The sequence below is a fragment of the Bradyrhizobium archetypum genome (genome assembly GCF_013114835.1).
GTDB classification, from domain to species: domain Bacteria; phylum Pseudomonadota; class Alphaproteobacteria; order Rhizobiales; family Xanthobacteraceae; genus Bradyrhizobium; species Bradyrhizobium archetypum.
Window position 1 is genome coordinate 15,926 of sequence record NZ_JAAVLW010000010.1, and the last position, 22,040, is coordinate 37,965.

At 57.3% G+C, this 22,040-nt stretch carries 20 protein-coding genes and 4 pseudogenes; 13 read left to right on the top strand and 11 right to left on the bottom strand.

Going from position 1 to position 22,040, the window contains the following annotated elements; all coding sequences use genetic code 11:
• Nucleotides 1-17 precede the first annotated feature (17 nt).
• From HCN50_RS28100 to HCN50_RS28110, 3 genes are read right to left on the bottom strand one after another with little or no spacing between them, the layout of a single operon-like run.
• Nucleotides 18-830 carry a carbohydrate ABC transporter permease gene (locus HCN50_RS28100; RefSeq protein ID WP_171713149.1) on the bottom strand — a complete coding sequence of 271 codons (813 nt, stop codon included), beginning with the start codon at nt 828-830 and terminating at the stop codon, nt 18-20.
• Complete coding sequence (locus tag HCN50_RS28105; protein WP_171713150.1) at nt 830-1,729, bottom strand: carbohydrate ABC transporter permease; 900 nt, start codon at nt 1,727-1,729, stop codon at nt 830-832. The genes HCN50_RS28100 and HCN50_RS28105 overlap by 1 nt, the downstream gene beginning before the upstream one ends.
• On the bottom strand, nt 1,729-3,024 hold the full coding sequence (locus HCN50_RS28110) for an ABC transporter substrate-binding protein (RefSeq protein ID WP_171713151.1): 1,296 nt from the start codon (nt 3,022-3,024) through the stop codon (nt 1,729-1,731). The genes HCN50_RS28105 and HCN50_RS28110 overlap by 1 nt, the downstream gene beginning before the upstream one ends.
• Before the next feature lie 713 nt (nt 3,025-3,737).
• Here HCN50_RS28110 and HCN50_RS28115 point away from each other — a divergent pair.
• Nucleotides 3,738-3,962, top strand: a pseudogene (locus HCN50_RS28115) (kinase/pyrophosphorylase); the annotation flags it as partial.
• A gap of 239 nt (nt 3,963-4,201) precedes the next feature.
• On the opposite strand, the gene HCN50_RS28120 reads toward HCN50_RS28115, so the two are convergent.
• Entirely contained in the window at nt 4,202-5,416 is a 1,215-nt protein-coding gene (locus tag HCN50_RS28120; RefSeq protein WP_171713152.1) for a CaiB/BaiF CoA transferase family protein, read from the bottom strand.
• 296 nt (nt 5,417-5,712) lie between these two features.
• Here HCN50_RS28120 and HCN50_RS28125 point away from each other — a divergent pair, with 296 nt between their 5' ends.
• Nucleotides 5,713-6,789: a LacI family DNA-binding transcriptional regulator gene (locus tag HCN50_RS28125; protein WP_171713153.1), complete on the top strand. Its 1,077-nt coding sequence runs from the start codon at nt 5,713-5,715 to the stop codon at nt 6,787-6,789.
• 92 nt (nt 6,790-6,881) lie between these two features.
• Complete coding sequence (locus HCN50_RS28130) at nt 6,882-7,664, top strand: enoyl-CoA hydratase-related protein (RefSeq protein ID WP_171713154.1); 783 nt, start codon at nt 6,882-6,884, stop codon at nt 7,662-7,664.
• Between the two features lie 619 nt (nt 7,665-8,283).
• On the opposite strand, the pseudogene HCN50_RS35000 reads toward HCN50_RS28130, so the two are convergent.
• Nucleotides 8,284-8,428: pseudogene (locus HCN50_RS35000) on the bottom strand (IS701 family transposase); the annotation flags it as partial.
• Between the two features lie 371 nt (nt 8,429-8,799).
• On the opposite strand from HCN50_RS35000, the gene HCN50_RS28135 reads away from it, so the two are divergent.
• Nucleotides 8,800-10,371: a S10 family peptidase gene (locus HCN50_RS28135; RefSeq protein ID WP_171713155.1), complete on the top strand. Its 1,572-nt coding sequence runs from the start codon at nt 8,800-8,802 to the stop codon at nt 10,369-10,371.
• A gap of 128 nt (nt 10,372-10,499) precedes the next feature.
• Nucleotides 10,500-10,748, top strand: coding sequence for a hypothetical protein (locus HCN50_RS28140; protein ID WP_171713156.1), 249 nt, complete (start codon nt 10,500-10,502; stop codon nt 10,746-10,748).
• 149 nt (nt 10,749-10,897) lie between these two features.
• Here HCN50_RS28140 and HCN50_RS28145 read toward each other — a convergent pair whose 3' ends face one another.
• The gene (locus HCN50_RS28145) at nt 10,898-11,131 is read right to left on the bottom strand and encodes a hypothetical protein (protein WP_171713136.1); all 234 of its coding nucleotides are present in this window, start codon (nt 11,129-11,131) and stop codon (nt 10,898-10,900) included.
• Nucleotides 11,132-11,308: 177 nt separating this feature from the next.
• Nucleotides 11,309-11,587 carry a transposase DNA-binding-containing protein gene (locus tag HCN50_RS34845; protein WP_376700332.1) on the bottom strand — a complete coding sequence of 93 codons (279 nt, stop codon included), beginning with the start codon at nt 11,585-11,587 and terminating at the stop codon, nt 11,309-11,311.
• Between the two features lie 564 nt (nt 11,588-12,151).
• Here HCN50_RS34845 and HCN50_RS28155 point away from each other — a divergent pair.
• The 3 genes from HCN50_RS28155 (at nt 12,152) to HCN50_RS28170 (ending at nt 15,908) form a co-directional block, all read left to right on the top strand.
• Nucleotides 12,152-13,738 carry an amidophosphoribosyltransferase gene (locus HCN50_RS28155; RefSeq protein WP_235977259.1) on the top strand — a complete coding sequence of 529 codons (1,587 nt, stop codon included), beginning with the start codon at nt 12,152-12,154 and terminating at the stop codon, nt 13,736-13,738.
• A gap of 7 nt (nt 13,739-13,745) precedes the next feature.
• Complete coding sequence (locus HCN50_RS28160; protein ID WP_171713158.1) at nt 13,746-14,426, top strand: HAD family hydrolase; 681 nt, start codon at nt 13,746-13,748, stop codon at nt 14,424-14,426.
• 1,290 nt (nt 14,427-15,716) lie between these two features.
• Nucleotides 15,717-15,908 carry a hypothetical protein gene (locus HCN50_RS28170; RefSeq protein ID WP_171713159.1) on the top strand — a complete coding sequence of 64 codons (192 nt, stop codon included), beginning with the start codon at nt 15,717-15,719 and terminating at the stop codon, nt 15,906-15,908.
• A 296-nt stretch (nt 15,909-16,204) separates the two neighbouring features.
• On the opposite strand, the gene HCN50_RS28175 is transcribed toward HCN50_RS28170, so the two are convergent.
• Nucleotides 16,205-16,411, bottom strand: a complete 207-nt coding sequence (locus HCN50_RS28175) for a DUF6894 family protein (protein WP_171713160.1) — start codon at nt 16,409-16,411, stop codon at nt 16,205-16,207.
• Nucleotides 16,412-16,641: 230 nt separating this feature from the next.
• Between HCN50_RS28175 and HCN50_RS33850 the strand changes: the two genes are divergently transcribed.
• From HCN50_RS33850 to HCN50_RS28190, 3 genes and pseudogenes are all read left to right on the top strand, one after another.
• A complete protein-coding gene (locus HCN50_RS33850; protein ID WP_235977260.1) occupies nt 16,642-17,016 on the top strand; it encodes a hypothetical protein in 375 nt (124 codons plus the stop codon).
• A 156-nt stretch (nt 17,017-17,172) separates the two neighbouring features.
• Nucleotides 17,173-17,562: a hypothetical protein gene (locus HCN50_RS28185; protein ID WP_171713161.1), complete on the top strand. Its 390-nt coding sequence runs from the start codon at nt 17,173-17,175 to the stop codon at nt 17,560-17,562.
• A 180-nt stretch (nt 17,563-17,742) separates the two neighbouring features.
• A pseudogene (locus HCN50_RS28190) lies at nt 17,743-17,900 on the top strand (IS5/IS1182 family transposase); the annotation flags it as partial.
• 563 nt (nt 17,901-18,463) lie between these two features.
• On the opposite strand, the gene HCN50_RS28195 reads toward HCN50_RS28190, so the two are convergent.
• From HCN50_RS28195 to HCN50_RS28205, 3 genes are all read right to left on the bottom strand, one after another.
• Nucleotides 18,464-18,994 (bottom strand): cysteine hydrolase family protein, encoded by a 531-nt coding sequence (locus tag HCN50_RS28195; protein ID WP_171713162.1) that lies wholly within the window; start codon nt 18,992-18,994, stop codon nt 18,464-18,466.
• Between the two features lie 43 nt (nt 18,995-19,037).
• Nucleotides 19,038-19,676: an acyl-homoserine-lactone synthase gene (locus HCN50_RS28200; protein ID WP_171713163.1), complete on the bottom strand. Its 639-nt coding sequence runs from the start codon at nt 19,674-19,676 to the stop codon at nt 19,038-19,040.
• A 192-nt stretch (nt 19,677-19,868) separates the two neighbouring features.
• On the bottom strand, nt 19,869-20,597 hold the full coding sequence (locus tag HCN50_RS28205) for an autoinducer binding domain-containing protein (protein ID WP_171713164.1): 729 nt from the start codon (nt 20,595-20,597) through the stop codon (nt 19,869-19,871).
• Nucleotides 20,598-21,047: 450 nt separating this feature from the next.
• Here HCN50_RS28205 and HCN50_RS34850 point away from each other — a divergent pair, with 450 nt between their 5' ends.
• The gene (locus HCN50_RS34850) at nt 21,048-21,371 is read left to right on the top strand and encodes a LysR family transcriptional regulator (RefSeq protein WP_171713165.1); all 324 of its coding nucleotides are present in this window, start codon (nt 21,048-21,050) and stop codon (nt 21,369-21,371) included.
• Nucleotides 21,359-21,925, top strand: a pseudogene (locus tag HCN50_RS28215) (LysR substrate-binding domain-containing protein). The gene HCN50_RS34850 and the pseudogene HCN50_RS28215 overlap by 13 nt, the downstream one beginning before the upstream one ends.
• The last annotated feature ends 115 nt before the right edge of the window (nt 21,926-22,040 follow it).

Below are 22,040 nucleotides of genomic sequence, written 5' to 3' on the forward strand. Positions count from 1 at the left end.
CCTCTGAGTCGCGCCGGTTACATGCGCAGCCCGCGAATGACGTATTTCTGACCAAAGATGGTCACCAGCAGCGCCGGCATCATCGCAAGCACGGCTGTCGCGCTCATTAAATTCCATTCCGTTCCGGTCTCGGTGACGAATTGCGCCATAGTGGACGTGATCAGGGGCGTGCGCTTGCCTGATAGGATCAGCGCGAACAAAAACTCATTCCACGTCGAGAGCCAGCAAAGGATCGCAAGCGCAGCTATCCCCGGCATCGCGGCGGGAAGCGCGACTCGGCAGAACGCACCCCATCGCGTGCAGCCGTCGATCAGGGCCGCATACTCCATCGACGGATTGATGCCGTCGAAAAAGCCCTTCATCAGCCATGAGAAGAAGCAGACGTGCACCGCGATGTGCGGCAGTAACAGACCGACATACGTGTCGTAGATCCCAAGGCGCGTATTGACCAGATAAAGCGGCAGCACCCAAGAGATGTAAGGAACGGTACGGAAGATGTAGATGGTGGCAAACCAGCTGCGCTGGATCCAGCCGCCGAAGCGCGACAGCATGTAGCCGCTGCCGATCGTGATGCTCAGCGACAGGATGGTGGCCAAAGTCGAAAGCACGAAGCTGTTCCACATCGCTTGCACCACCTGGGACTGATGCAGCACCTCGACGAAGTTGTTGAGTGTGAAATTTGTGCCGCGCCAGATGTAGAATACGCCAGACGCCGGACGGATCGACGTCACGCCGAGGATCGCAATGGGCCCTACGAACACAACAAATATCGCGGCAATGCTGATCGCGAAGATCGAACGCCGCAGCGTATGAAGGGCGAAGGAGATCATCACGACACCTCCATGCTCCGGTTGACGAGCCTATAGAGGCCAACCCCAACAAACAGCATGATGAGTGCGCCGATCCCGGCAGCGGCCGCGGCGCGACCGATGTCCAAATCCACGAAGGCCAGGACATAGGCATAAACGCTAAACACTTCTGTTGATCTTGCAGGCCCGCCGCCAGTCAGGATCCAGACCTGGTCGAAGGTGCGGAACGCGTCAATTGCGCGGATCAGAACACAGACGATGATCACTGGACGCAACATTGGGAGCGTAACACGCCTGAAGATGCACCACGGCGTTGCCGCATCGATCCGCGCGGCCTCGAAGGGTTCAGGCGGCAGTCCCTGCATGGCGGCCAGCAGGATGATGGTGAACCACGGTGTCCAGATCCATATGTCTGTTATGATGATCAGCGCAAAGCTCGGCCAGCGGTCGGAGAGCCAGGCGACATCAGGAAGGCCCAGGTATGAGAGGAAAATAGTAATTACACCGAACTGATCGTTGAAAGACCACCTCATCATAGTCGCTGTGATTACAGGGGCGATTGTCAACGGCAGTAGGATGATGGTCCGCACAACCGCCCGGCCAAAGAACGGACGATTGAGCAATGATGCCAGTGCTAGGCCGAGTGCAAGAGATACGCCGACCGAGACGATCGTCAGGACAAACGTATTCGGTAGAACCATCTTCAAGAATACAGGGTCGGTGAAGACGGCGATGTACTGCTTCGGTCCGACCCAGGTCCTTTGCGGGTTGACAAGCGACCATTCGCGGAAGCTTGCATTCATTCCGATCAAGATCGGAATGATTTCGAAACACGCGAGAACGATCGCGGCCGGCGCGATGAGAAAGAGCATGAAGCGCTCTTTCTCATCGAATCCAAATTTCGTGAAACGAGCGGTCATCAATCGTTGGCCGTAGCGCCGGCATGGATCGCATCGGAGCCGGCCTTGAGGGTAGCAGTAATGTCCTCACGCTTGCCCTTCATCGCGCGGATCAGCGTGTCCGAATAGACCTTGTGCACAGTTGCCCAGTTGCGGAAATAGTAGGCAGCATGGACATGATCAGGCTTGAAGAGGATGGTGTGGAGCCTGCGCCAGGTCGCGTCATTCTTTTCGAGTGTGCGCCAGACGTCGGTGTTCGGCGGCGGGCCTCCGGTCTGATTCCATTGCTCGATCTGACCGTCGGAATCGCCGAGCATAGCGCCAAGCAGCCTTTTGGCCGCCGTCTTGCGATCATTCGGAAGAGTCCTTGGGATTGACCAGCCCCACACGTCTATCCAGGTGTGGACGCCATTGCTCATGGGGCCGACCGGAAATGGCGCAATGCCGACCTTTCCTGCGACCGATGACCTCTCCGCGTTATTGAAGGTGCCGAGGAAAGTAGTATCGGCCACAGTAAAGGCGGCGTCACCGGCCTGGAAGATCGCATTTGCCTCATCGCGCGAATAGGTCGTCATGCCGGGCGGGCTAATCTTCTTGCTATTGAGAGCATCCCACCAAAACTCCGCGGTCTGCACCTGACAAGGAGAGTAGATCATTGGCTTCCAACCGTTTGCCGCAAGCTTCTTGTTGTCTCGCTCATAGGCGGGTGCATAGACGTCGCAACTATTGTTCCAGAGCGTCCACCAGAAGCTGAAGAAAGTGTTGGTGTAACTCATGCCGCCGACATAACCCCACTTCACCTTCTTTTCGGACTGCAGGGTCTGACTGATTTTGACGAGATCGTCCCATGTCCTAGGCAACTCCGCCTCGGAAATGAGATCGGCGCGATAGAACAGAATGCCGGCCGTGGTCGTCATCGATACCGCCGTCGTGTTTCCGTCGGCAGTATGGAAGGGCTCAAGCTGCCCCACCTCCACCTTGCGCGCATTAGGAACGTCATCGAGCGGTTCAAGATACTGGGCGAGATCCTGTCCCCAGTCGTCATTGTTCCAGATGATGTCGCATTGGTCATTGGCCCCGGAGGTCAACATCTGGGTGATCTTCGGCAAATAGACGGTGTAGGACGTCACCGTTTTATTCAGCTTAACGCCTTGATTGGCCGCCCATTTCTCCAGGATCGCGACGTTTGCGACTTGCACGGGATGATTGATGTAACAGACGCTCAGCGCTGTTTCTGCTTGCGATGTCGAAGAGCAAACGGCACAAAAGCCGCCGCCGACAAGAAGCGCACGCGCAAGCTTATTCTCTAGTCCCATGGCATTCCTCCTCTTCGGCAAAGCGCGCTTCTACAGAAGCTTATGTTCTTGTTCGGTTGAGAGATGGCCACAGAATGAGCGGCAGCTTCTCTCGTAGAGATCCTTCAATTGCCAAGCGCCGTAGCCGAGCTCCTTCAGGATTTCTTCCGTCTGCGCCCCGATCTTCTGCGACGGCAAACTATTTCCGGCACCTGGCCGTCGTAACACACGGAGCGGCTGACGACCCTAATCAGCGATTAAGCGAAGTATCGGCAAACGGAGCGGGAGAGCGCTAGGACGCATTTCCGGATTTCTTGTACTTTCTTACGTGCAATCTGGGTGGTGGGGCGACCGCATCCGCTGCGACGCACAACCACTTCTGCGCTGATAAGTGCGCGCGTTTCTGCGAGCCGCTGCGCAAGAATGCCGAAACGCTAAGTATTCCCATACTGTGCTAATGCAGGCACGGCATCGCCTCTACTGGTTGGAAGAATAAGCCCACACGTAGGGGACAGCCGAAGCTTGCGTCCGGGTTCGCGGATTATCGATGCCATGAGAAAGGAGCGGCAGCTCGAAAGATCAAATCCATCATTATGGCTAAGCCAGCAACATGACTTATATGCATTCGCCGGCATCGTTGGCGGTTCTGTGGCCTCCATCTCAACGAGGGATATGTCAGACCACGCGTTTCAAAATGCGGATCATTCAGGAACACTTTCGGTCGGCTTTCTGTGCAGTTGGAGCCCTCGAAGAAGCCGCTGGTCGTCAGCCAGCATGCGACGCCCGATCCCGGTCCGGCAAAACGGCCTGCTGAGCATGGGCGCCGAAGGACAACTACATCGATCGTCAGTCGGTAGCCGATGAAGTCGCCTATGCCCGCAAGCTGAGCGCGAAATTCAGTTGGGCGCGGCTCGACGTGAACACGCCGCTCGATCGAGGAGACCGTCGCAGCCGTGTTGGCAAGGGAATGCTCGGGAGAGCCTCTTGATCGGACACATGGCAGCAAATGCACCGATCCCGCTGAGGATCGCGGGTCCTCGAAATCCCCGAACGACACCATGCGAGCGGTACGTGCGACAGCTACCAGTCGGCGCCCGCGCTCACCTGCTGCATCCAGCGGGTTTCCTGCTGACGATGAGCTAGCGCGATGGGGGACATAGAGGAGACAAGGTTTTCGCGGCCTGAAATGTTGCTGTAGCTAAAGTACTTTTGGATCAAGAGATGTCACAGAGCCCACGGCGCCCGTATCGTAGAGATCCTTCAATTGCCGAGCGTCGTAGCCGAGCTCCTTCAGGATTTCTTCCGTCTGCGCCCCGAGCTTCTGCGGCGGCAAACGTACCTCTGGCACCTCGCCGTCGTAACAAATGGGATGGCTGACGAGGGTAATCGGCGCCCCCGTCGCCCCTTTCACGACCTGGAAGCTTTTGTTGTGAATGACCTGCGGGTCGACGACCACATCTGAATAGTCATTGATGCGGGCGTGCCAGATTCCGCGAGACTCAAGCAGCGCAAGGCATTCCGATGTCGTGCGTTTGGCGATGTTGACCGCAAACGCTGCCGATGCCTGGTCGCGCCGCCGATAAGCTTCCGTGTCGGGAACGCGCTGAGCGGCGGGAAGCGAAAACAGATCCGCAAGCACGTCGAGCGATCCGAGCGAGATCGCGATGTGTCCGTCCCGGGTGGCATAGATGCCGTAAGGTGCGCCGTAATACCATCCTGCGATCGGACCCGGCTGGCGCACATCGTCCGGTCTCTGCCCGTTGAGATAGCAGGTGAAGGACTCCATCTGCAGGTCGAGGGCTGCTGACAGCAAACTGACATCGACCCGACACCCCTGCCCCGTACGCGCTTTCCTCACTAATGCGGCCAGGATGCCAGCCGCAAAAAGAACGGCCCCGTGATGATCAACGGCCGAAACACCTACGGCGCGCGGGCCGTGCTCGCGGCTTCCGGTGATGGTTGCAAGCCCCGCCAACGCTTGAATCAAGAGGTCCTGGCCCGGTCGATTGACGTACGGCCCGTCTGCGCCATATCCGGACGCTGCGGCATAGATGATATCTGGCTTGATGCTCCTGGCGTCCTCATAGCCAAGCCCCAGCTTGTTGAGCACGCCAGGCCGGAAATTCTCCGTGAGGACATCCGACGTTGCGATTAGTTTTTTCGCAACAGCAACCGCGTCCGGCTTCTTGAGATCGAGCGTTAGACTACGCTTATTGCGATTGCCGGTCAGAAGCAGCATGGATTGACCATCTACCTGCTTGTCCGCCCCGCCCCATTTCCGCTGGAAGGCGCCGTCCGGCGGCTCCACAGCGATCACGTCTGCGCCGAGATCGGCGAGAAATTGCACACCCATCGGGCCCATCAGGAAGTGGTTGAAGCTGAGGACGCGAATGCCCTTGAGAAGATCGACCATACGTTCTTTCTTGGCTCTCCCTCTAACTATCTCACGAAATGCTGGCGACAACCCGCGCTTCTGAAATCGTTTTCAGGATTATTGGTCTCACCGACGAGCGGAGTCAAGCGTGTTAGGCGCCGCACTATCGGAGTATGGCCGCCGGCGCGCTCTGCTTGATGTCGCTTAGGCGCGCGCATACTGTTCAACGGAAGAACCACCGATATCGACCACAGTGCGCTTGAGATAGCGGCCCTCCCGGTGGTTTAACTCGAATGGTGATAACAGCCCGTTTTGGGACAATCCGAGCAGATCAGATGGACAAGAAATCGATCGCCGATCCCAAAGGCCGATCCCGGCCCAGGGTGAAGATCGAGGACGTCGCAAGAGAGGCGAACGTCTCGCCGGCGACGGTGTCGCGCGTTCTAAATCATCCAGGAATTGTCAGGCCCGAACTGCGCGACAAAGTGATGCGCTTCATCACCGATCTGTCCTATACGCCCGATAGTGCGGCCCGGGCACTGAAATCGGGACGCATGCGGACGATCGGCGCGATCGTTCCGACGCTGGGCCTTGGCATCTTTGCCGAAAGCGTGGAGGCCCTGCAGAATCGACTAAGCGAAAGCGGCTACACCCTATTCATCGCGAATTCGCAATATGATCAACGCCGCGAGTTGCAGGAGATGCAGAGCCTCATCGAGCGTGGCATCGACGGCATTGTGCTGGTGGGGGGCTCGCACGGTCGGGAGCTGAGAACTCTGGTTGAGCAAACTGGCGTCCCCGTCATTACGACTTACGTCTCCAAGGCGGGCGGCGGCATTCCTGCCATTGGCATCGACAACGAACGCGCCACTCGCGAAATGACCGAATTTCTTCTCGGCCTGGGACACGTTCGTTTCGGTGCAATTGCCAACATTCTACCGTCGAATGACCGTTCGCGCGCCCGACTTGATGGCATCCAGCGCGCCCTCTCTGAAGCCGGCATCCGACTCGAGCCTAGTCAGGTCATCAGGGCCGACCACTCGCTGGCGCAAGGACGAAAGGCACTTCGCCAACTGCTTACTGACCATCCCGGCACGACCGCCGTGATCTGCACCACCGACACGCTGGCCATCGGCGCCATGACGGAAGCCCGCAAGATGGGCTTGAACGTGCCGCGGGCGGTTTCGATTACCGGTTTTGACGACGTGGAGCTGGCGGCACAGGTGGATCCGCCGCTAACGACGATCAGTATTCCGGCTGCTGAAATCGGCCGAGGCGCAGCCGACTATCTCATCAGTGCGATCGCAGGAAGACCGGTCCCCAAGAGCGTGTTGTTGCCCTACCGGCTGGTAGTGCGCTCGTCCACCGCGTCACCACCGAAAGCCGACCGCCTTCCGAAGCGCCCCCGATGAAGGCTGGCAAGCTGGCTAGGCTGCAGGACAGCTGTTCGCGAAAACGATTTCGGTGTAAATGGCGCTGATCAGTAAGCTGCAAAGGTGCTACGTTGAACGCCAAATCCGACCTCATTCTTTGGACGTCTCCCCTGCAGCACGTGGTGCTCTTAACGCTGAATAGGCCATCCAAACGAAACGCGCTGAACAATGATCTGATCGCGGAACTCGCGGCCGCTCTTCGCAAAGCTGCGCTGGATGATGAGGTGCGCTGCGTCGTACTTCGTGGCAGCGATGCGTTCTTTTCTGCCGGCGCCGATATTAAGGAAATGCGGCAACGAGGGTTCGAAGCCATCGACAATTCCGCGCGACGTTCTGCTTGGCGAGATATCGCCAATTTCCCCAAGCCATTTATTGCCGCGGTTGAGGGCATTTGCTTTGGCGGTGGTCACGAGCTCGCGCTTCTGGCTGACATCGTGATCGCCGGTGAAGGCGCTAGCTTCGGGCAGCCGGAGATCAACATAGGGATATTGCCAGGAGACGGAGCAACCCAGCGATTGACCCGAGTGGCCGGCAAATCGCTCGCGATGCTCATGATCCTGACCGGAGAACCCATCTGTGCGCGCGCAGCTCTTCAGGCTGGGCTTGTTGCTGAGGTCACGGCAGACGGCAAGGCACAGAGCCGCGCCCTCGAGCTTGCCGAAATTATCACGCACAAGCCGCCGCGTTCCGCGGAACTGGCTAAAGCGGCTGTACTCGCCGCCTACCAAACCGCACTTGACGCCGGTCTAGAATTTGAACGACAAGCCATCAGGCACGCATTCACGACGTCCGACCAGCAAGAGGGAATGAACGCGTTTTTTGAGAAGCGGTCGCCTAGTTATCGGGGGATTTAGAATGGTTCAACTGAAGGGCACGGCGGAAGGTGGCGCGAGCTCTGCGCCGGCAAAGCTTTCAATCTACCGCGGCCGCCATCTGGCTTGACCACCAGCGGAAACTAAATTCGGTTACCGCATCCGAAACGTGCTCCGGACGATTTCCATCAACTCGTCGAATTTCGGGGAGTGTCCTTGTACTCCTCGGGCTCGGCGAATGAGCGCGCAAGGACATCCCACTCCGCTCGGCCAACTGCTTGACCACCAGTTCAGAATAACGACCGGCCGCCGCAGTTGCGTCCCGGTGAGCCTCGAGGGGCCATTGTGCCGGCCAGCACACTTGCCATGCTGCACATTAATGCGAATGAATCAATCCCGAACGCTACCGCCAGATTCTGAGCGGCACGGACGTGCACTTGTGCCAGCGAAAACGCCCGTCTGGCTGTTGCAGCCGATGTCTGGTGAAGATCTTCACCGATGCGTACTCGACTAGCGGATAAAGAACCATGCTTTGGCCGACGCGGCGATCGCTTTTTTTGATGCGGTGTCGGCCCGAGAACGGACGACGTCATTATAATAGGCAAGCATGACGAGTGAGACATGGCGATGCCAGCATGCAGGAGCGGGTTTCGTTTGATCAATACCAAGCTCGCTCCTGGTCGTTTCGGAAGCTGTCCTCGACGGCCCAGCGATGTGCTTCTATCGATACCAGCTTTTGAATGGACGTGCCTTGGGCACCACGTGGAGTAAAACGCCAAGTCGCCGTCGGCAATGTTGCGGCGGATCCTCGCGTCCATCCCCTGGCAAGGTTGTCGTATTACTGCCATCGAGATCGCCACTCGCATAGGCCAGTCGTGCCATCGCTGACTCTGATTGGTCCCTTCCGGATGACAGGGCCTGCTTGGGTAGGCTCTCTGTGATTGCGCAGGCGGTACTGCCGACACCCCTGCCCTCAGGGCGACTACTAGATTTTATAGGTTTGTTGTTCCCGACTCTCAGCTAACTGGGAGAGCCGTTTTGGGAGACACGCGTTGTGCAACATCAGGCAGAAGCACCCGAAAAAGTGCACCTGTAGTGCCAGTCCCGTGTCCCGCAATCTCAAACCGTCGCAATTGGCCGCTGACAAGCAAAGTGTGGCCGGACCAGGAGAAACTCCATGTCATTGGATTTGACCGCGCTGCGCCACACCTCTCTTGCTCTGGCCCTATTTGCCTGCGCCGTGACGAGGAGCGCCCAGGCCGACGATCCGCCGCCGCGCCCCGCCGCCACGACGCCGTCCGGCCAGAAGGAAGGGCCCGATGCGCGTAGCGGCAGCGCGCCGAGTTCCCCTTCGACTACCGAGCAGCATGGCCTGCCGCCGGATTCCACGACCAAACAGACGCTGGAGCTGCCCGGGCGGACGCTTCGTTTCATCGCGACTGCGGGCTCGATCCGCGTGTTCGACGACAAGGGCGAGCCGCAGGCCGACATCGCCTACACCTCCTATCAGCTCGACGGCACAGATCGCGCCACCCGTCCGGTGACGTTCCTCTTCAATGGCGGCCCCGGCTCGTCCTCGGCTTGGCTGCAGTTCGGCAGTGCCGGACCCTGGCGGCTGCCGATCGATGCGGAGACCGTCACGCCGTCGGCCTCGCCGGAGGTCAGGCCCAACGCCGAGACCTGGCTCGATTTTACCGACCTCGTGTTCATCGATCCCGTCAGCACCGGCTATAGCCGTTTCGTGGCGACGGGCGAGAATGTGCGCAAGCGGTTCTATTCGGTCGATGGCGATGCCAGTTCGATCGCGCTTGTGATCCGCCGCTGGCTCGAAAAGCACGAGCGGCTCTCCTCGCCGAAATATGTCGCGGGCGAAAGCTATGGCGGCATTCGCGGACCGAAGGTCGTGCGCAATCTGCAGATGCAGCAGGGCGTCGGCGTGAAGGGCCTGATCCTGGTTTCGCCGCTGTTCGACTACCGCGAGTTTAGAGACACGAGCCTTCTGCGATATGTCGCGACGCTGCCAAGCTATGTCGCGGTAGCCCGCGAAGCCAAGGGCGAAGGCAGGGGAGCAGTCAATCGCGCCGATCTCGCCGACGTCGAAGCTTACGCGCGCGGTGAGTTCTTGGCCGACCTCGTCAAGGGTCAGGCAGACAAGGAGGCCACCAACCGTCTCGCCGACAAGGTCGCCGGCTTGACCGGAATCGACCAGGCCGTGAGCCGACGGCTTGCCGGGCGCATTGATAGCAACGAATTCCGCCGCGAGTTCGATCGCAAGAGCGGCAAGGTGACCGGCCGTTATGACGCCTCCGTGCGCGGCCTCGATCCCTATCCGGACTCTAATGGCCATCGCTTCGGCGATCCCTCGGGCGATGCGCTGCGGGCGCCGCTGACCAGCGCCGCGGTCGATATCCTGACGCGCAAGCTCAACTGGCGGCCGGACGGCTCCTATGAACTGCTCAACGGCGCGGTCGGGCAAGGTTGGGATTTCGGCAACGGCAGCCCCCCGCAGTCGCTGTCGGAGCTGCGCCAGATCCTTGCGACGGACCCGAAGATGAACGTGCTGGTCGGGCACGGCCTGTTCGATCTTGCCACGCCCTATTTTGGCTCGAAGATGGTGCTCGATCAGCTGCCCGCCTTCGCCTCAGCGCCGCGGGTCAGACTCGTGACTTTTCCGGGCGGTCACATGTTCTATTCACGCGACGCCTCGCGCCAGGACTTTCGCGCAGAGGTCGAAGCGATGATGAAGTAGGCCGTCTGTTCATCAGCTGGCGGCGAACTAAGTCACAAGCATGTCCGCTTCCTGGGCCTATAGTAGATCGGCGCTTCTTAATGCGAGAAGCGCGCAGAACGAGCAAGCATGTGGCAGCGACCATGAGAATGGCCGACGCGCTGGTCGAGCAAATCCGTCCGCTGCTCGCAAGAACGACCCCGGAGGTGCAAGGCGCGACGATCGGTCCACTGGTGGCGATCTTCATTGCCGGCCATCTGCCGAAATCCACCAACTCATGCCCTGGAATTGGCGACATCAGAACGTCGCTCACGCGGCATAAGCGCGCTCCGCCATCCGCTCAAGATGAGCTAACCACGGGCCGACCGGCTTTCAATTACCCGCAAATTTCCGTCTGATCATAGCGCTCAGCGCGATGTCGGTGAGGCGTGACAGCCCGCGCCACATGACGGTATTGCCGGGCGGCGGATTGCAGACGCGGGCGAGATAACCGCCGAGCCCGGCGATTTTGATAGTGCGAGAGCGTTTTCTGCCTTGCTATTCGTTTCTAGTTGACGAGGCGATCGAGCACGCCGATTTCAGTCGCAGTCGATGCGAGGGTTGGCGGTAGGTGACGGCACGGTTGAGCATCGTCATCCAGAACACCCGCCAACCTCAGGATGAGAAAGAGCGAGATCAGATCGGTCAGACGCTGGGCGGTCGTGAGTTTCGACTCCTCAGCTTTGCAGCCCGATTTAGGATCTTGTGGAACACCTTGATCTTCCATCTCAAAGCATACCATTCGAGCTTCTCATTGGCGTCGGTGCGGGGAAGCAACAGGCAGGTCCGTGATCAGTTTCCAATCGATCTTCTTTCTGTTGTTCGGCGTCCCGCGCGAGCCAGCGCGGGATAGCGCTTCTGCTTTCCGATCGGCGGCAGGACGCGACTCTTGCGACACCTGATCTCAAGAACGGCGTGGTCAGGATCGCCGTTGCTGTCTCTGATTTCGATGCGATGGAGCCCTTTGACGGCGACCTCGTCCATTTCGTCGACGATCTGCCTTGGTATTCGCCCAATCCTGGCAGACGAGCGGAATGTTGTCCCATGGCGCTTCCAATCTGCGTGAGCAGTTTACGGAACTGTCGCCGAGCCGCGCATCCCTAAACTCGCATCCACCACTCTCTCGATCAATCCAACATTCACCCGCCAAGGATCGCAACCGGCCTCTTGCCGATAGATCCCTTAGTGTCAGCCCCATAGAGCACCCATCGCGAATCAGGTGCTCAGCAAGGACTCACAATTGATTCTTTTGTCTCAAGATTTCGCCCATCAGCGGATCAACCCGAGTGGTCACAGTTATGGGTAGTTGAAAGCGTCACCGGACGCATACGATATTCTTGGGCTGGGGACGCAGGTTTCGTTCACAGATAGTCGCTTAAGAACGCGGTGTCAGTGGGCCGGGTGAGATATCGCGCCTTAGCGCCGCGCCGATACGGACGTTCGATTCGTGACGCGCTTATTTCCGGAAAACCTGTGGCACCTCAGCCAACGTGTCGTAGTTCCAACAGCTCGGATCGCGGCCGCTTGATCAAAACGCTCATATTTTCAGCCCTAGCAATCCGCCGGTCTGCCGCGTGAGCCGCACCGTTTAAGAAACTGGCACGGGCCTTGCTAAAACGGAGCAGAACCGCGTGCTTCGCGCCGCGCCGGCGGAATACATCTGCCTTAGCGTCGGACACAGGACGCGGTGTTTTGGTTGAACACGACACACGCAGTGTCGAATGACGACGATAAAAATGGTCGTCACTGAAGGATAAATAGCATGTCCGGTGTTGCTGGCGCTGTTCTCTTGCCTTCAAGTCATTCACAGGAGACAGTTTATGATCGGCTCAAGCACATGCTTCCGAAACTTGCACTTCGTGGACAGGCGGGGTTCGGTTTTGCAGCGTTCATGCACGAAAAACGCGTACAATATACAAAGTCGTCTCAGTCGCCATGCGAACTAACAACGATCGACTATAGTGAACAGCATGCGAATTTAAGGCCTCGCGTCGCGATTGCGCACGTTCGTAGTCCATCTAGAAGAGAACACGACGAGAGCGACTTTCAGCCTGTTCACAACCATAAAGCCGGTTGCCGCCATTTGGCGATTTCTCTCGACGGGGCTTTGGTCAATGCTGATGAACTTAAGAACAAATTATTCGCCCAAGGGCATCGCCTTAACGGCGAAACGGATGCCGAGCTCCTGCTCAAGCTGATTGAGCACATTTGTCAAAGTGATTATTGGCGGCATGGTCTGCCGGTGAATCACCAAAAAATGTTTCGGGAGATCGATAACTGTATCGATGGCGCCGTTAGCGCACTCTTGTTGGATGGTGAAGGAAATCTCATTGCTTTCCGAAACCGATATGGTTTGCGACCTTTGGAGTTCATGCAAACTGACGATGGCTTTTTGCTTTTTGCTTCGGAAAACTGCGCCTTTTCCGGACTACGAGGCAAGGCGGACGAAATTCTACCGGGCTACATCAAGTGCGTAAACGGAAAAACGGGAGCATGCCTTGATCACTCGGTGTGCGATGCTCGACATAACACCAGGCTATGCGCCTACGAAACGCTTTACCTAGGAAGCCCCAACACGTCGAAACGCCAATCTCATCTCGAAACCCGTTACAATATCGGGGTTGCTCTTGGTAAACTTATTGCGCCAAGACTGGCAGCAGAAGTGGGGTCCGCCCCTGTTATAGTTTCTTCTATGCCGCGAACCGGAGGGCCATATGCTGATGGTCTGTTTGCATCACTGGCCGAAGGCGGCGCCATCGTCCAACGTCACGAACTCATCGCAACACAATTTTCTCAGCGGACGCTTATAGGTATCGTTGGCGAGCGCAAATCTCTTATTGCCCAAAAATATCGTGTCGCAGAGAAGGACGTTACCGACAGCACCATAATCATGGCCGATGAAGCCCTCATTCGCGGCGATACAAGTCGGGCTGTCACGAATATCCTCCTTGCCGCCGGGGCCAAGGCTGTGCATTGGGCAATCGGTTCACCGCCTATAGTGGCCCCAAATTACTACGGCATGGGTATCGACACCATGGACGAGTTGGCGTTCTGGCAAACGTGGAAGACCCTCCCACCCCAACAGCGCAAGCAAAGCCTGCGTTTTCATAACATCGAACCGCAAATGCTCAGGGTCATCGAAAGCACAATTGCCGTATCCATCAATGCTGCGGCTATCACTTATCTACCCTTCCAAGTTCTCGTATCCTTGCTTCCGCAGGGGCATGATGGAATAGATTTGTCGCCGTTTACGTTTGAGATGCCAACCCCAGCGGGGCAAAAGCGCGCGAATAAGAATTTGAACAAGTTAATCGCCGATCTTCCCTTCCCAGAGTCAGCCGTTGCCTGAGGTTATCATGAAACCCACTCTAGTATTTGATTGGAACGGCACGCTGCTCGACGACGCCGATGCGGTGCTGAAAACAATCAATGCCATTCTAGGGCGCTTCGGTCGCCCTGATATCGATATGCCAACGTTTCGGGAACAGTGCGAGCTCCCGCTTTCTGTCCTTTACCGCAGTGTCGGAATGTCGGAAGGTGAAGCCGCAATCGTGGATAGCGATGGCAGCGCCATTTTTCACGACACCTACGAACCGCTGGCGAGCAAGGCCGATCTGCGCAAAGGCGCGCGTTGCATTCTAGAAGCGGCACGTCAACAGGCGGTCTCAACGATCGTTCTCAGCAGCTATATAGTCGACCCACTTCGTTCCCAAATCCGCAGGCTTGGACTCGATAATTGCGTCAACGAGGTTTTAGCTTTCGAAAGCCGCGCCACTCAATTCAAAAGCATGAGCAAAGGCGAACGCCTTCGCCGGTATATGCAAGCAAATAATCTGAAGCCCGAGTCAACCTTTATCATCGGCGACATGCCGGTTGAAACGGACATTGCACGCGACCTCGGGCTTATCAGCATATCCATTACCGGCGGATTTGTTTCCGAGTCGCGTTTGCAGGCTGCACAGCCGGATTACATCATTCATGACCATCATGAGCTGCTGCCAATTTTGCAAAGGTACGGCTTTCTTTGTAACGCATGATCATGAGTGAAACTCAGCTTACAATCGACCCGTGCGGCCGCGGAGAACAAAGACTCTTGCGCAGATGCCAGCTAGGCTGAAGTCGATGCCCTTGGTTATGCTCCTCATGGTCGAATTCCCTCGCCAGCAGTGGGACCATTGGCGGCCCCTGACCTATTGATCGCGGTTGCGAAAACTGAGCTTTTTCGTCGTTCACGGAACGTCGCCGGGTCTCTTGGAGCCGCGATGATATAGGGCTTGTTGAGAAAGTAATGTCGGTTGCCGAGCGCCTTCTCCGCGTACTGATTAATCGCAACCGTGATCGCCTGGACATGCCGATACAGTGCCCCTCTCGCGTCGTCCGCTGCCGCAGCTCGGCTACCGCCCTGATCCACGGCGACTTGGCGGCGCTCTCTTCGTAGCACCCCCATCACCTACTCCGGGCCCCGAACACTCGATCGTTCGTTGAACCGCCCTGCTTTTTTTGAGCCGGTCCCGTTCGTCGCAAAGGCCCTCGATCTTGGCCGCATCGTTTGAAGCAAAGGCTCAGCCGATGTGGTTGCTATACCGGCGCGCTGAAGCAGAAGGATTTCCCTTCGCTTCCGACCTGGACGCGCATGCGCTCGATTTCGGAACGAATGTGATCTAGCCCCATAGCGTTCTTTCAATGCTCTCTGAAGGGTCCGGTAGAAGCCCTCCGGCTCGCGCCCAAGCTGGTCGTAAAGCCGACGGCGCCTGAACAGGATCTCGATCTCACAGGCGCTGCTCATTTCACGATAGCACAAACCATGAACAAGATGACAAGCCGCTAGGAAAGGCTTCCCTGCGGCGGAATACCCAAGATCATTGCTCGAGTACATTTTGTTGCCCTGGCCTCGTTTGAGGACCCGATTCCGTCTCCGGATGGCCGCCGGCTCCTCACCCTCAGGGATGCCGCCAGTTATATCGCGAAGCTGCCGGAAGCCGAACATTCCGCGTCCGAATGGCAAGCCGCCGTTGCGGAGAGCGGCGGCCCGACGATGCTGGCCCGGATCGGCATCATGCGGGCGCTGAACCTTCACGTCGATCGGGTGTTTAATCCGGGTTTGAAGATGCCGCATTGGGCAAGCGAAAGCTGAAGAGAGATCAATGACCGTTTTGTCTACGTCAACAGCGGCAAGCAGGTCGGCGATGCCGCGCACATCAAGGTGTTCGCCAATGTCGATGCCGCGGAGAAGTGGTTCAAGGAGCAACGATCCTGAAGGCGTTGCCTCGAGTACGAGGTTTTGGGGTGGAACCGCTACCCTGCCAATAACAACTTCGGAGAGCGAAATGGCTGAAAGGAGCGACGTTCAGGCGACCGGCAAATCGCAGTTTGAAGTCGCCTACGAAATGGCGAAGTTCATTCTCATCAACATGGAAGGGCGTCAGGTGAAAAGCATAAAGCGACACGAGTTTTTGCATTTGGTAGCAGACTGCGTCGAGGCCTTGCGCGGCATCAAGATCAAGGAGATTCTCAGCTAATGGGCCGCATTGGCCGTAGGACTGCTTACGCCATGCTGGTGATCTTGGTGCTGGCGATCGTCTGTCAAGTGCTAGGGTCAGTGTAGGGCCCGGCTACGAAAAGCCCGGCCGTTACTAGCCGGGCGAATCGAAGTATTGGGAGAGTGCTAAAACGCGGATTTAAGCACACGCACGTATACGCGTCGGTTCGCTTTGCGACTCCGGAGAAAGATTTCGGGAAAGAGCGGCAGGTAAGAAACCCGCCAGCGTGAACCGGCGGGAGTTTCAATCGGGCTTAGTGGCCCACTGAAGCGGTCCTACGAAACACCTATGCAATAAAGATCATCCGCATCCTTGCGGGTGAGCACCACGCAGGTGTTTCCTCTCAGATTTGGTCGCGCGGCAGCCAACTCTTGCGCCAGTCGCTTAGCGGCATGGAAAGCTTTCATGTCGTTTTCAAATGCTAGGCCGCCTGAGTCGTGGGCATTCTGAGCACCTTGGAGGTCGAAGTAATATCGCCCCATCGCGTGCATCCTAGGTCGAGCTTCAACCGTCGGGCGTATCATGTCACGAGTGTGAAATCTGTTCCGGGCCAGAAAGGTGAAAACTGTATCTTGGTTATCAGTAGTTTCACCGAGCATGGGCGAACAGAGCGGGTACGGCTTTTTGTGCATTCGGCGTCCAACACTGGGACGACTTGCCACTTTTTCCCAATGATTTGGTAACCAAAGAAACTGTCAATTGCTGAACGAGCATGAAGGACGCGAAGAATCTTGCTCATATGTCCATCAGTCCACAGACTACAATTTCGATAGTGATCATGATGTCTGGTGGTCTTGGCGCAGCAGCAAGCCGGGGCCGTTTTCTTATTCCAAAACGAGAATACGAAAGAAGTTCATTTCCCGGTTTGGGTCCGCACATTAAGGCGTGTACCATGAATACTCCGGATGAGGACACCGTATTGAAGGCGATTGAGGATGCCAGGCGCATCCTTGGCGAATACATCGCACCAGGGCCGCGCGACGCCGCTCAAACAGTGCACCGACTATTGGCCGTTCTCGATAGAGAAGCAGTTGTCCGCGCGCTTGATCGCATAAAACAGCGCCGGACTCTGCGGCTGGTGGAATAGACCCGCCAGCTTGAACAGGCGGCCGAAGTCCACATCCGTAGAAAGGCGGTACCGACTCCTATGTCTCCCTGTGATTGTGTACACAACCAATGGGGAGGGACTGGAAAATGAAGCAGATGACCCGGTCCCACGATGCCAGATAGGTGGTGAGCTTCCGTGCCCGCTCATGAAAGCACCGCCGCCTCGAACTGCACGGTCTGCGATGTTGAGCCAGTGAGTGATGCTGACGGGCATGGCGACTGGCAGCGTTGGTCGCTGCTGCTCATTGATCGCCACGCTCCGGAAGGGCCGGTCGCCTATCACTACCACTACCCCGCTGGCGCCCCCACCACAGCATCGCAAGAGCCTTCGCAGAAAGGCTGCACGACCACCTGGAGTAAGGCCGGATGGCCCAGCACCAGAACGGTTATGATTGGCGTCTATATCGTGGACGACACGCGCGAGCTGGTTAAACGATTGGTGGTCGGCCTGCTGCGCCTCGACAGTCTCGTCGCTGATCGGCAGGCACTTCAACAGCGATTGGGGGCTGATCCAAGCTTGGGCTAACGAGGGTGGCTGGAACGGCTCTCGCCAACACCAAAGTCCGGGGATCGCGGCCGAGATCCGCGCCGTCTAGCCTCTACACATTGTGCAACCAACTAGACGCAGCTCGGGCGACTCGGCGCCGCGTATTTAGGGCCAAATGGAGGCGCTGTCCCTACCGCCCGCGCTGCTAGCTCAATATAACACCTGATCGTTGATTCTACCATCCTCCGAGCCCACAAGCAGCTGCCGAGGCTAAAAAAGGGCCTGAAGATCAGGCTATTTGTAGCGTTGGCCTGAGCACCAAGATCCAGATGGCCGTTCGAGGCTTGGGATGTCCCGTGCGGTTCACACGGACTGCCCGGTTAGAGGTGATGCGCAAGCCGCAGCTTTGTCCACTGAATTCCAAGGCTCCGTCGAGGGATCTGACGAGCACGGCGGGGCGCTCGCTTGCGATAAGCTTCGAGCCGCATGGTTCTTCAGTGATCAACGATGATTCGGGAAGCGTTCGCGAAAAATCCGGAAGGATGATCTGATCGGCTTCAAGGTTCGCGACTGTTCACTAGCGAACATTCGTCTTTATCTTGAGCGGAGGCCCGGATATTCATGAACGCATCTCCCGGGTGCATTGCAAAAAGACCCGCAATCCTGTCGAGCTCATCGAAAGAAAACTCCTCATAGGACTACGCGGTGTCCATACTCTACATTGCTGCCAGCGCGAGCCCTCTCGGGTCCCCTCGCACGTGCGATGAAGCTCGTCTTACCTGCGCTCTCTCACCTGAGTCTCGGCAAACCGCAGGTGTTGAATGCAGCGCTAGAGTTGGTCTCGCTCTTGGACGCCCCGCGCCTCTCCATGCTGCGCATCTGCGTCCGCAAGATCAGTACCACAAGAACGAGTGCCCCGCTTGGGGGATGGCCCCGCAGATCATAATAGAAGCTGCTGAACTTTTTGCGTCAAAAGCGGATCATGCAGACATACCGCCCATTCCAGCAGCATCTGGCGCACCGTGGTCGCCAAGATGCCATGAAGCGCCATCCGATCCAAAGCGAGTGATCGATCCGCGTCGACACGCGTTGCGATAAGGTCCGAGAGGAGGCGTACGTCATATCCACGCTCGACCGCCTGCAGTGCGGCAATGAAGATATCTTCTTCGAGCCAACCTCCCCCAAAGAAAATGATACCGGTTTCGCGTGAAGCCAGATTGTCCGTAAATCGCGGATCGCGCCAAATGGAAAGAGCATCAACGTCCAGCTGCGTCGTCGAGTGCACGAGTTTCTGCATAATCTCGAACGGCTGGCATTCGCCTATGACGGTCGACGCGACACCAAACATCTCCAAGCCTGTCTGCAGCAATGAGAAACTGACATGCCGCGGGGCAAGACCGGCCGAAGCCGGCGTCTTACCACGCGTCATATTGATCAAAACCACCCGGCTATGTCGTGGGTCTGCGAGCATTTAAATATCAAATTACTGTTGCTGGATGCTGCTCCGCGGGGCATTAGGCAGCCGCGTTAACAAGATCCGCTGGCACAAGCACGGGACCGTTGACGTCGGCTTGTTCGTACATCCTGTGAAGCGTTTGTTCGGACAGGTCGAGAAAGCCGGCGACCGCCATGGTCGATCCTACCTGCTGCGGATCAGCGATCCGTCTCAATGGCCAGCGCGCACGGCGAAGAATGCGCTCCATACGCGTATCAGTCACTGTAACGATGCTGTCTGCGCGCGCGGCGCGTGCTGCCTCCATCATGGCGGCGAACAGGACAAACGTAGCGCGATTGAGACGACTGGCTGCCTGCTCCGCGGTAAGACTTGTGTCGACGCAAAAGCGTGAGCTTTCGAGAATTCTTTCGTCAGCCGGCGCTGGCGTCCCGCCGAGCAGAACGGGAAAGGTGTCGGCCAACATGGTTGGTCCGGTCGTCGGAAGCAGACGAACCGAACCAACCGGCTCCCCCGCGTCTGCCATCAGAACGAGATAAGTCGGCCCGAGAGCGTCATACACATCGAGCTCACATTCACCCGAGACCGACACTGACCAGTCGAGCCTGTCCTTGAAGACACGGCGCCGCAGCCGATACATCGCCGCGAGCAACCCTAGATGACGACCAAATTGAGAGGTGTGAATTGCAATGGCATGCATAAGCGACCTCCTGAAATTATCGGGAGGCCTCAAAACCAGAAAGAGAGTTGCTAATCGCCTGTCAAATTTTACAGGTACCTCTTGTTCAGTTTGATTACGTTAGACCTTTTTGGATCGAGCGCAATACAACATGCCCGGCGCGACGAGCGCCTGTCTGTTTTGCATCTCGCGAAATGGGAGTGGTGTGGATGATTACGATAACAAGCCGCGCCGCAGCGCCTCGGCGACGCATTGAGGAAGAGATGCTGCACCTAGCTTGGCGCGTGCGTTATCCAGATGAAACCCGACAGTTCTCGGTGCAATCTGGACCAGCACCGCGATGTCAGCGATAGTTTTTCCGCGCGCGATCCATGCAAGGCATTGGCGCTCGCGCTGAGTGAGCTCGCTTGCGACGCGTGTACTGGCAGAGAGTACGTCAAGCCTGGCGGCGACATAACAATGAAAGTGCAACCCGACGAGTCGTATGAGATCCTCCCCGTCGGCCACGAGCCGCTCGGGGTGAAGATCGCGGTCGCCCGTCGCTAGCGTAAAGGCAGCCATCCGGCCAAATCCACCCCTGATTGGCACAGTGATGCCTGATCTAATTCCGAACGTCGTCGCTTCATCGAAGAAACGGCGCTGCTCGCGATTTCCGGCCAAGGTTGACGCCTCCCCTCCCCAGCTGAATAGCGCGCGCTCGGCACGCGCGCGGCGCACCACCGGATCGAGCTGCTGATATCCAAGTTGGAAGTACCGGCTGGTCCAGGATTTGGGATATGACGAGATCAACATCGGCGTCTCGCCGGTCAAGCGCAGGTAGGCAAATCGCTGGAAGCCAAGCCTCTGTGCTAGCCGCGTTGCGACGCGCTCGAATTCATCCTCGCTGGTTGCAGTTTGGATGGCATCAATAAATTCCTGGAAGATGCATTCGACCGGGCTCATTCCGGCTCTACCATTTTAACATAGTCAAACGTGCTTACTAATGACCCCACCGCCGCCTTTGGCGAAGAAGCTTCTCGGCTTACCAGGTCCCGCGAGCTCCCGCCAGAACACCCACGGGCTCGAGACCGGGTGGCCGAGGTGGAGGCGAACGTAAAGGCCCTGCCCGCGGATGTACCGGCATCATTCTATGCAACCTATTCGGACAGGATCTCGGCAAAGTTGAAAAAGCCGTGCGAATGGTGAGCCCCGCCAACAGACTAAAATTGCCATCTAACCGTTATTTCTAACTGAGAAGCTGCAACGCAGCCTTACAACAGCTGGAGAACCTCTTACAATCAATCTTGTTGTCATTTTCGTCGAAAAACTTTCAATCGCGCGGGTTAACCGCGTTTTCGTGATCTGGAAAGTATCATTTATTGGGATCAATGTTAGAGAATCTAACACCTAAGCATGCGCAAAATTCCACCTTTCACCGCTCTTCGTGCCTTTGAGGCGTTGTCACGACATGAAAGCCTCACGCAAGCTGCCGCTGAACTGAATGTCAGCCACAGCGCTGTGAGCCAACAGTTGCGGCTGCTGGAAGGATATTTCTCTTGCAAATTGGTGCGGAAGACTGGCAACCGCATTGAATTGACGCCTGCAGCACGTTCTTACCTCATGAAGTACGCAAGAGCCTCGATCTGTTGGCCGTTGCTTCGGAGGACTTTGCCAGCTCCGGCTCCGCACACCGCATCCGCATCAACGCGACGCCATCGTTTGCGATGCGATGGCTGATCCCCCGTATCGCAGCCTTTCAGCGACTGAATCCACGTATCGAAATCCGGCTTGAAACCTCTAACACCGATGAGTTCGAATAGAGCGTCGACCAGAGCGATCTTGTCATCCGGTGCTATCCTATGAAAAAGGCCGGATAAGCTTGCCGTCATCTTCTCCATGACGAAGCCGTGGCGGTCGTCTCGCCAGCGCTGCTGTCGGAATTGAAAGTCCGCCATGCGAAGGATTTGACGCGGTGCCCGCTGCTGCACATGAAGAGCCGTATCTCGGCTTGGCCGGACTGGTTCCGCAAGGCTCGTATAGATGTCAGTCAGACGCCACGTGGCCAAGTCTTTGACTACTTCTTCCTCTGCATAGAGGCGGCAATCAATGGCTATGGTATTGCTCTTGTGCCGGAGGCTCTCGTTTCGCTCGACATTGCAGAACGGCGCCTTGGAATTCTTTTTCCTCAATCACGCATCATTGGCTCTGGGTTCTACGGCCTATTCAACCCCTCAGCGCGCAAAGCCAAAAGTGTTGAGCAGTTTATCACATGGCTGACGCAAAAAGACTAGCTCCACTTGAAGACGGCCGAGGTTCAGTGGCCCTGCCTGTCGCCCCCTCGCAATAGCAACTCCGCAAGCAACCGGGAACGTCAGGTTGAAGACCGCCCCACACAGACCGCGGATC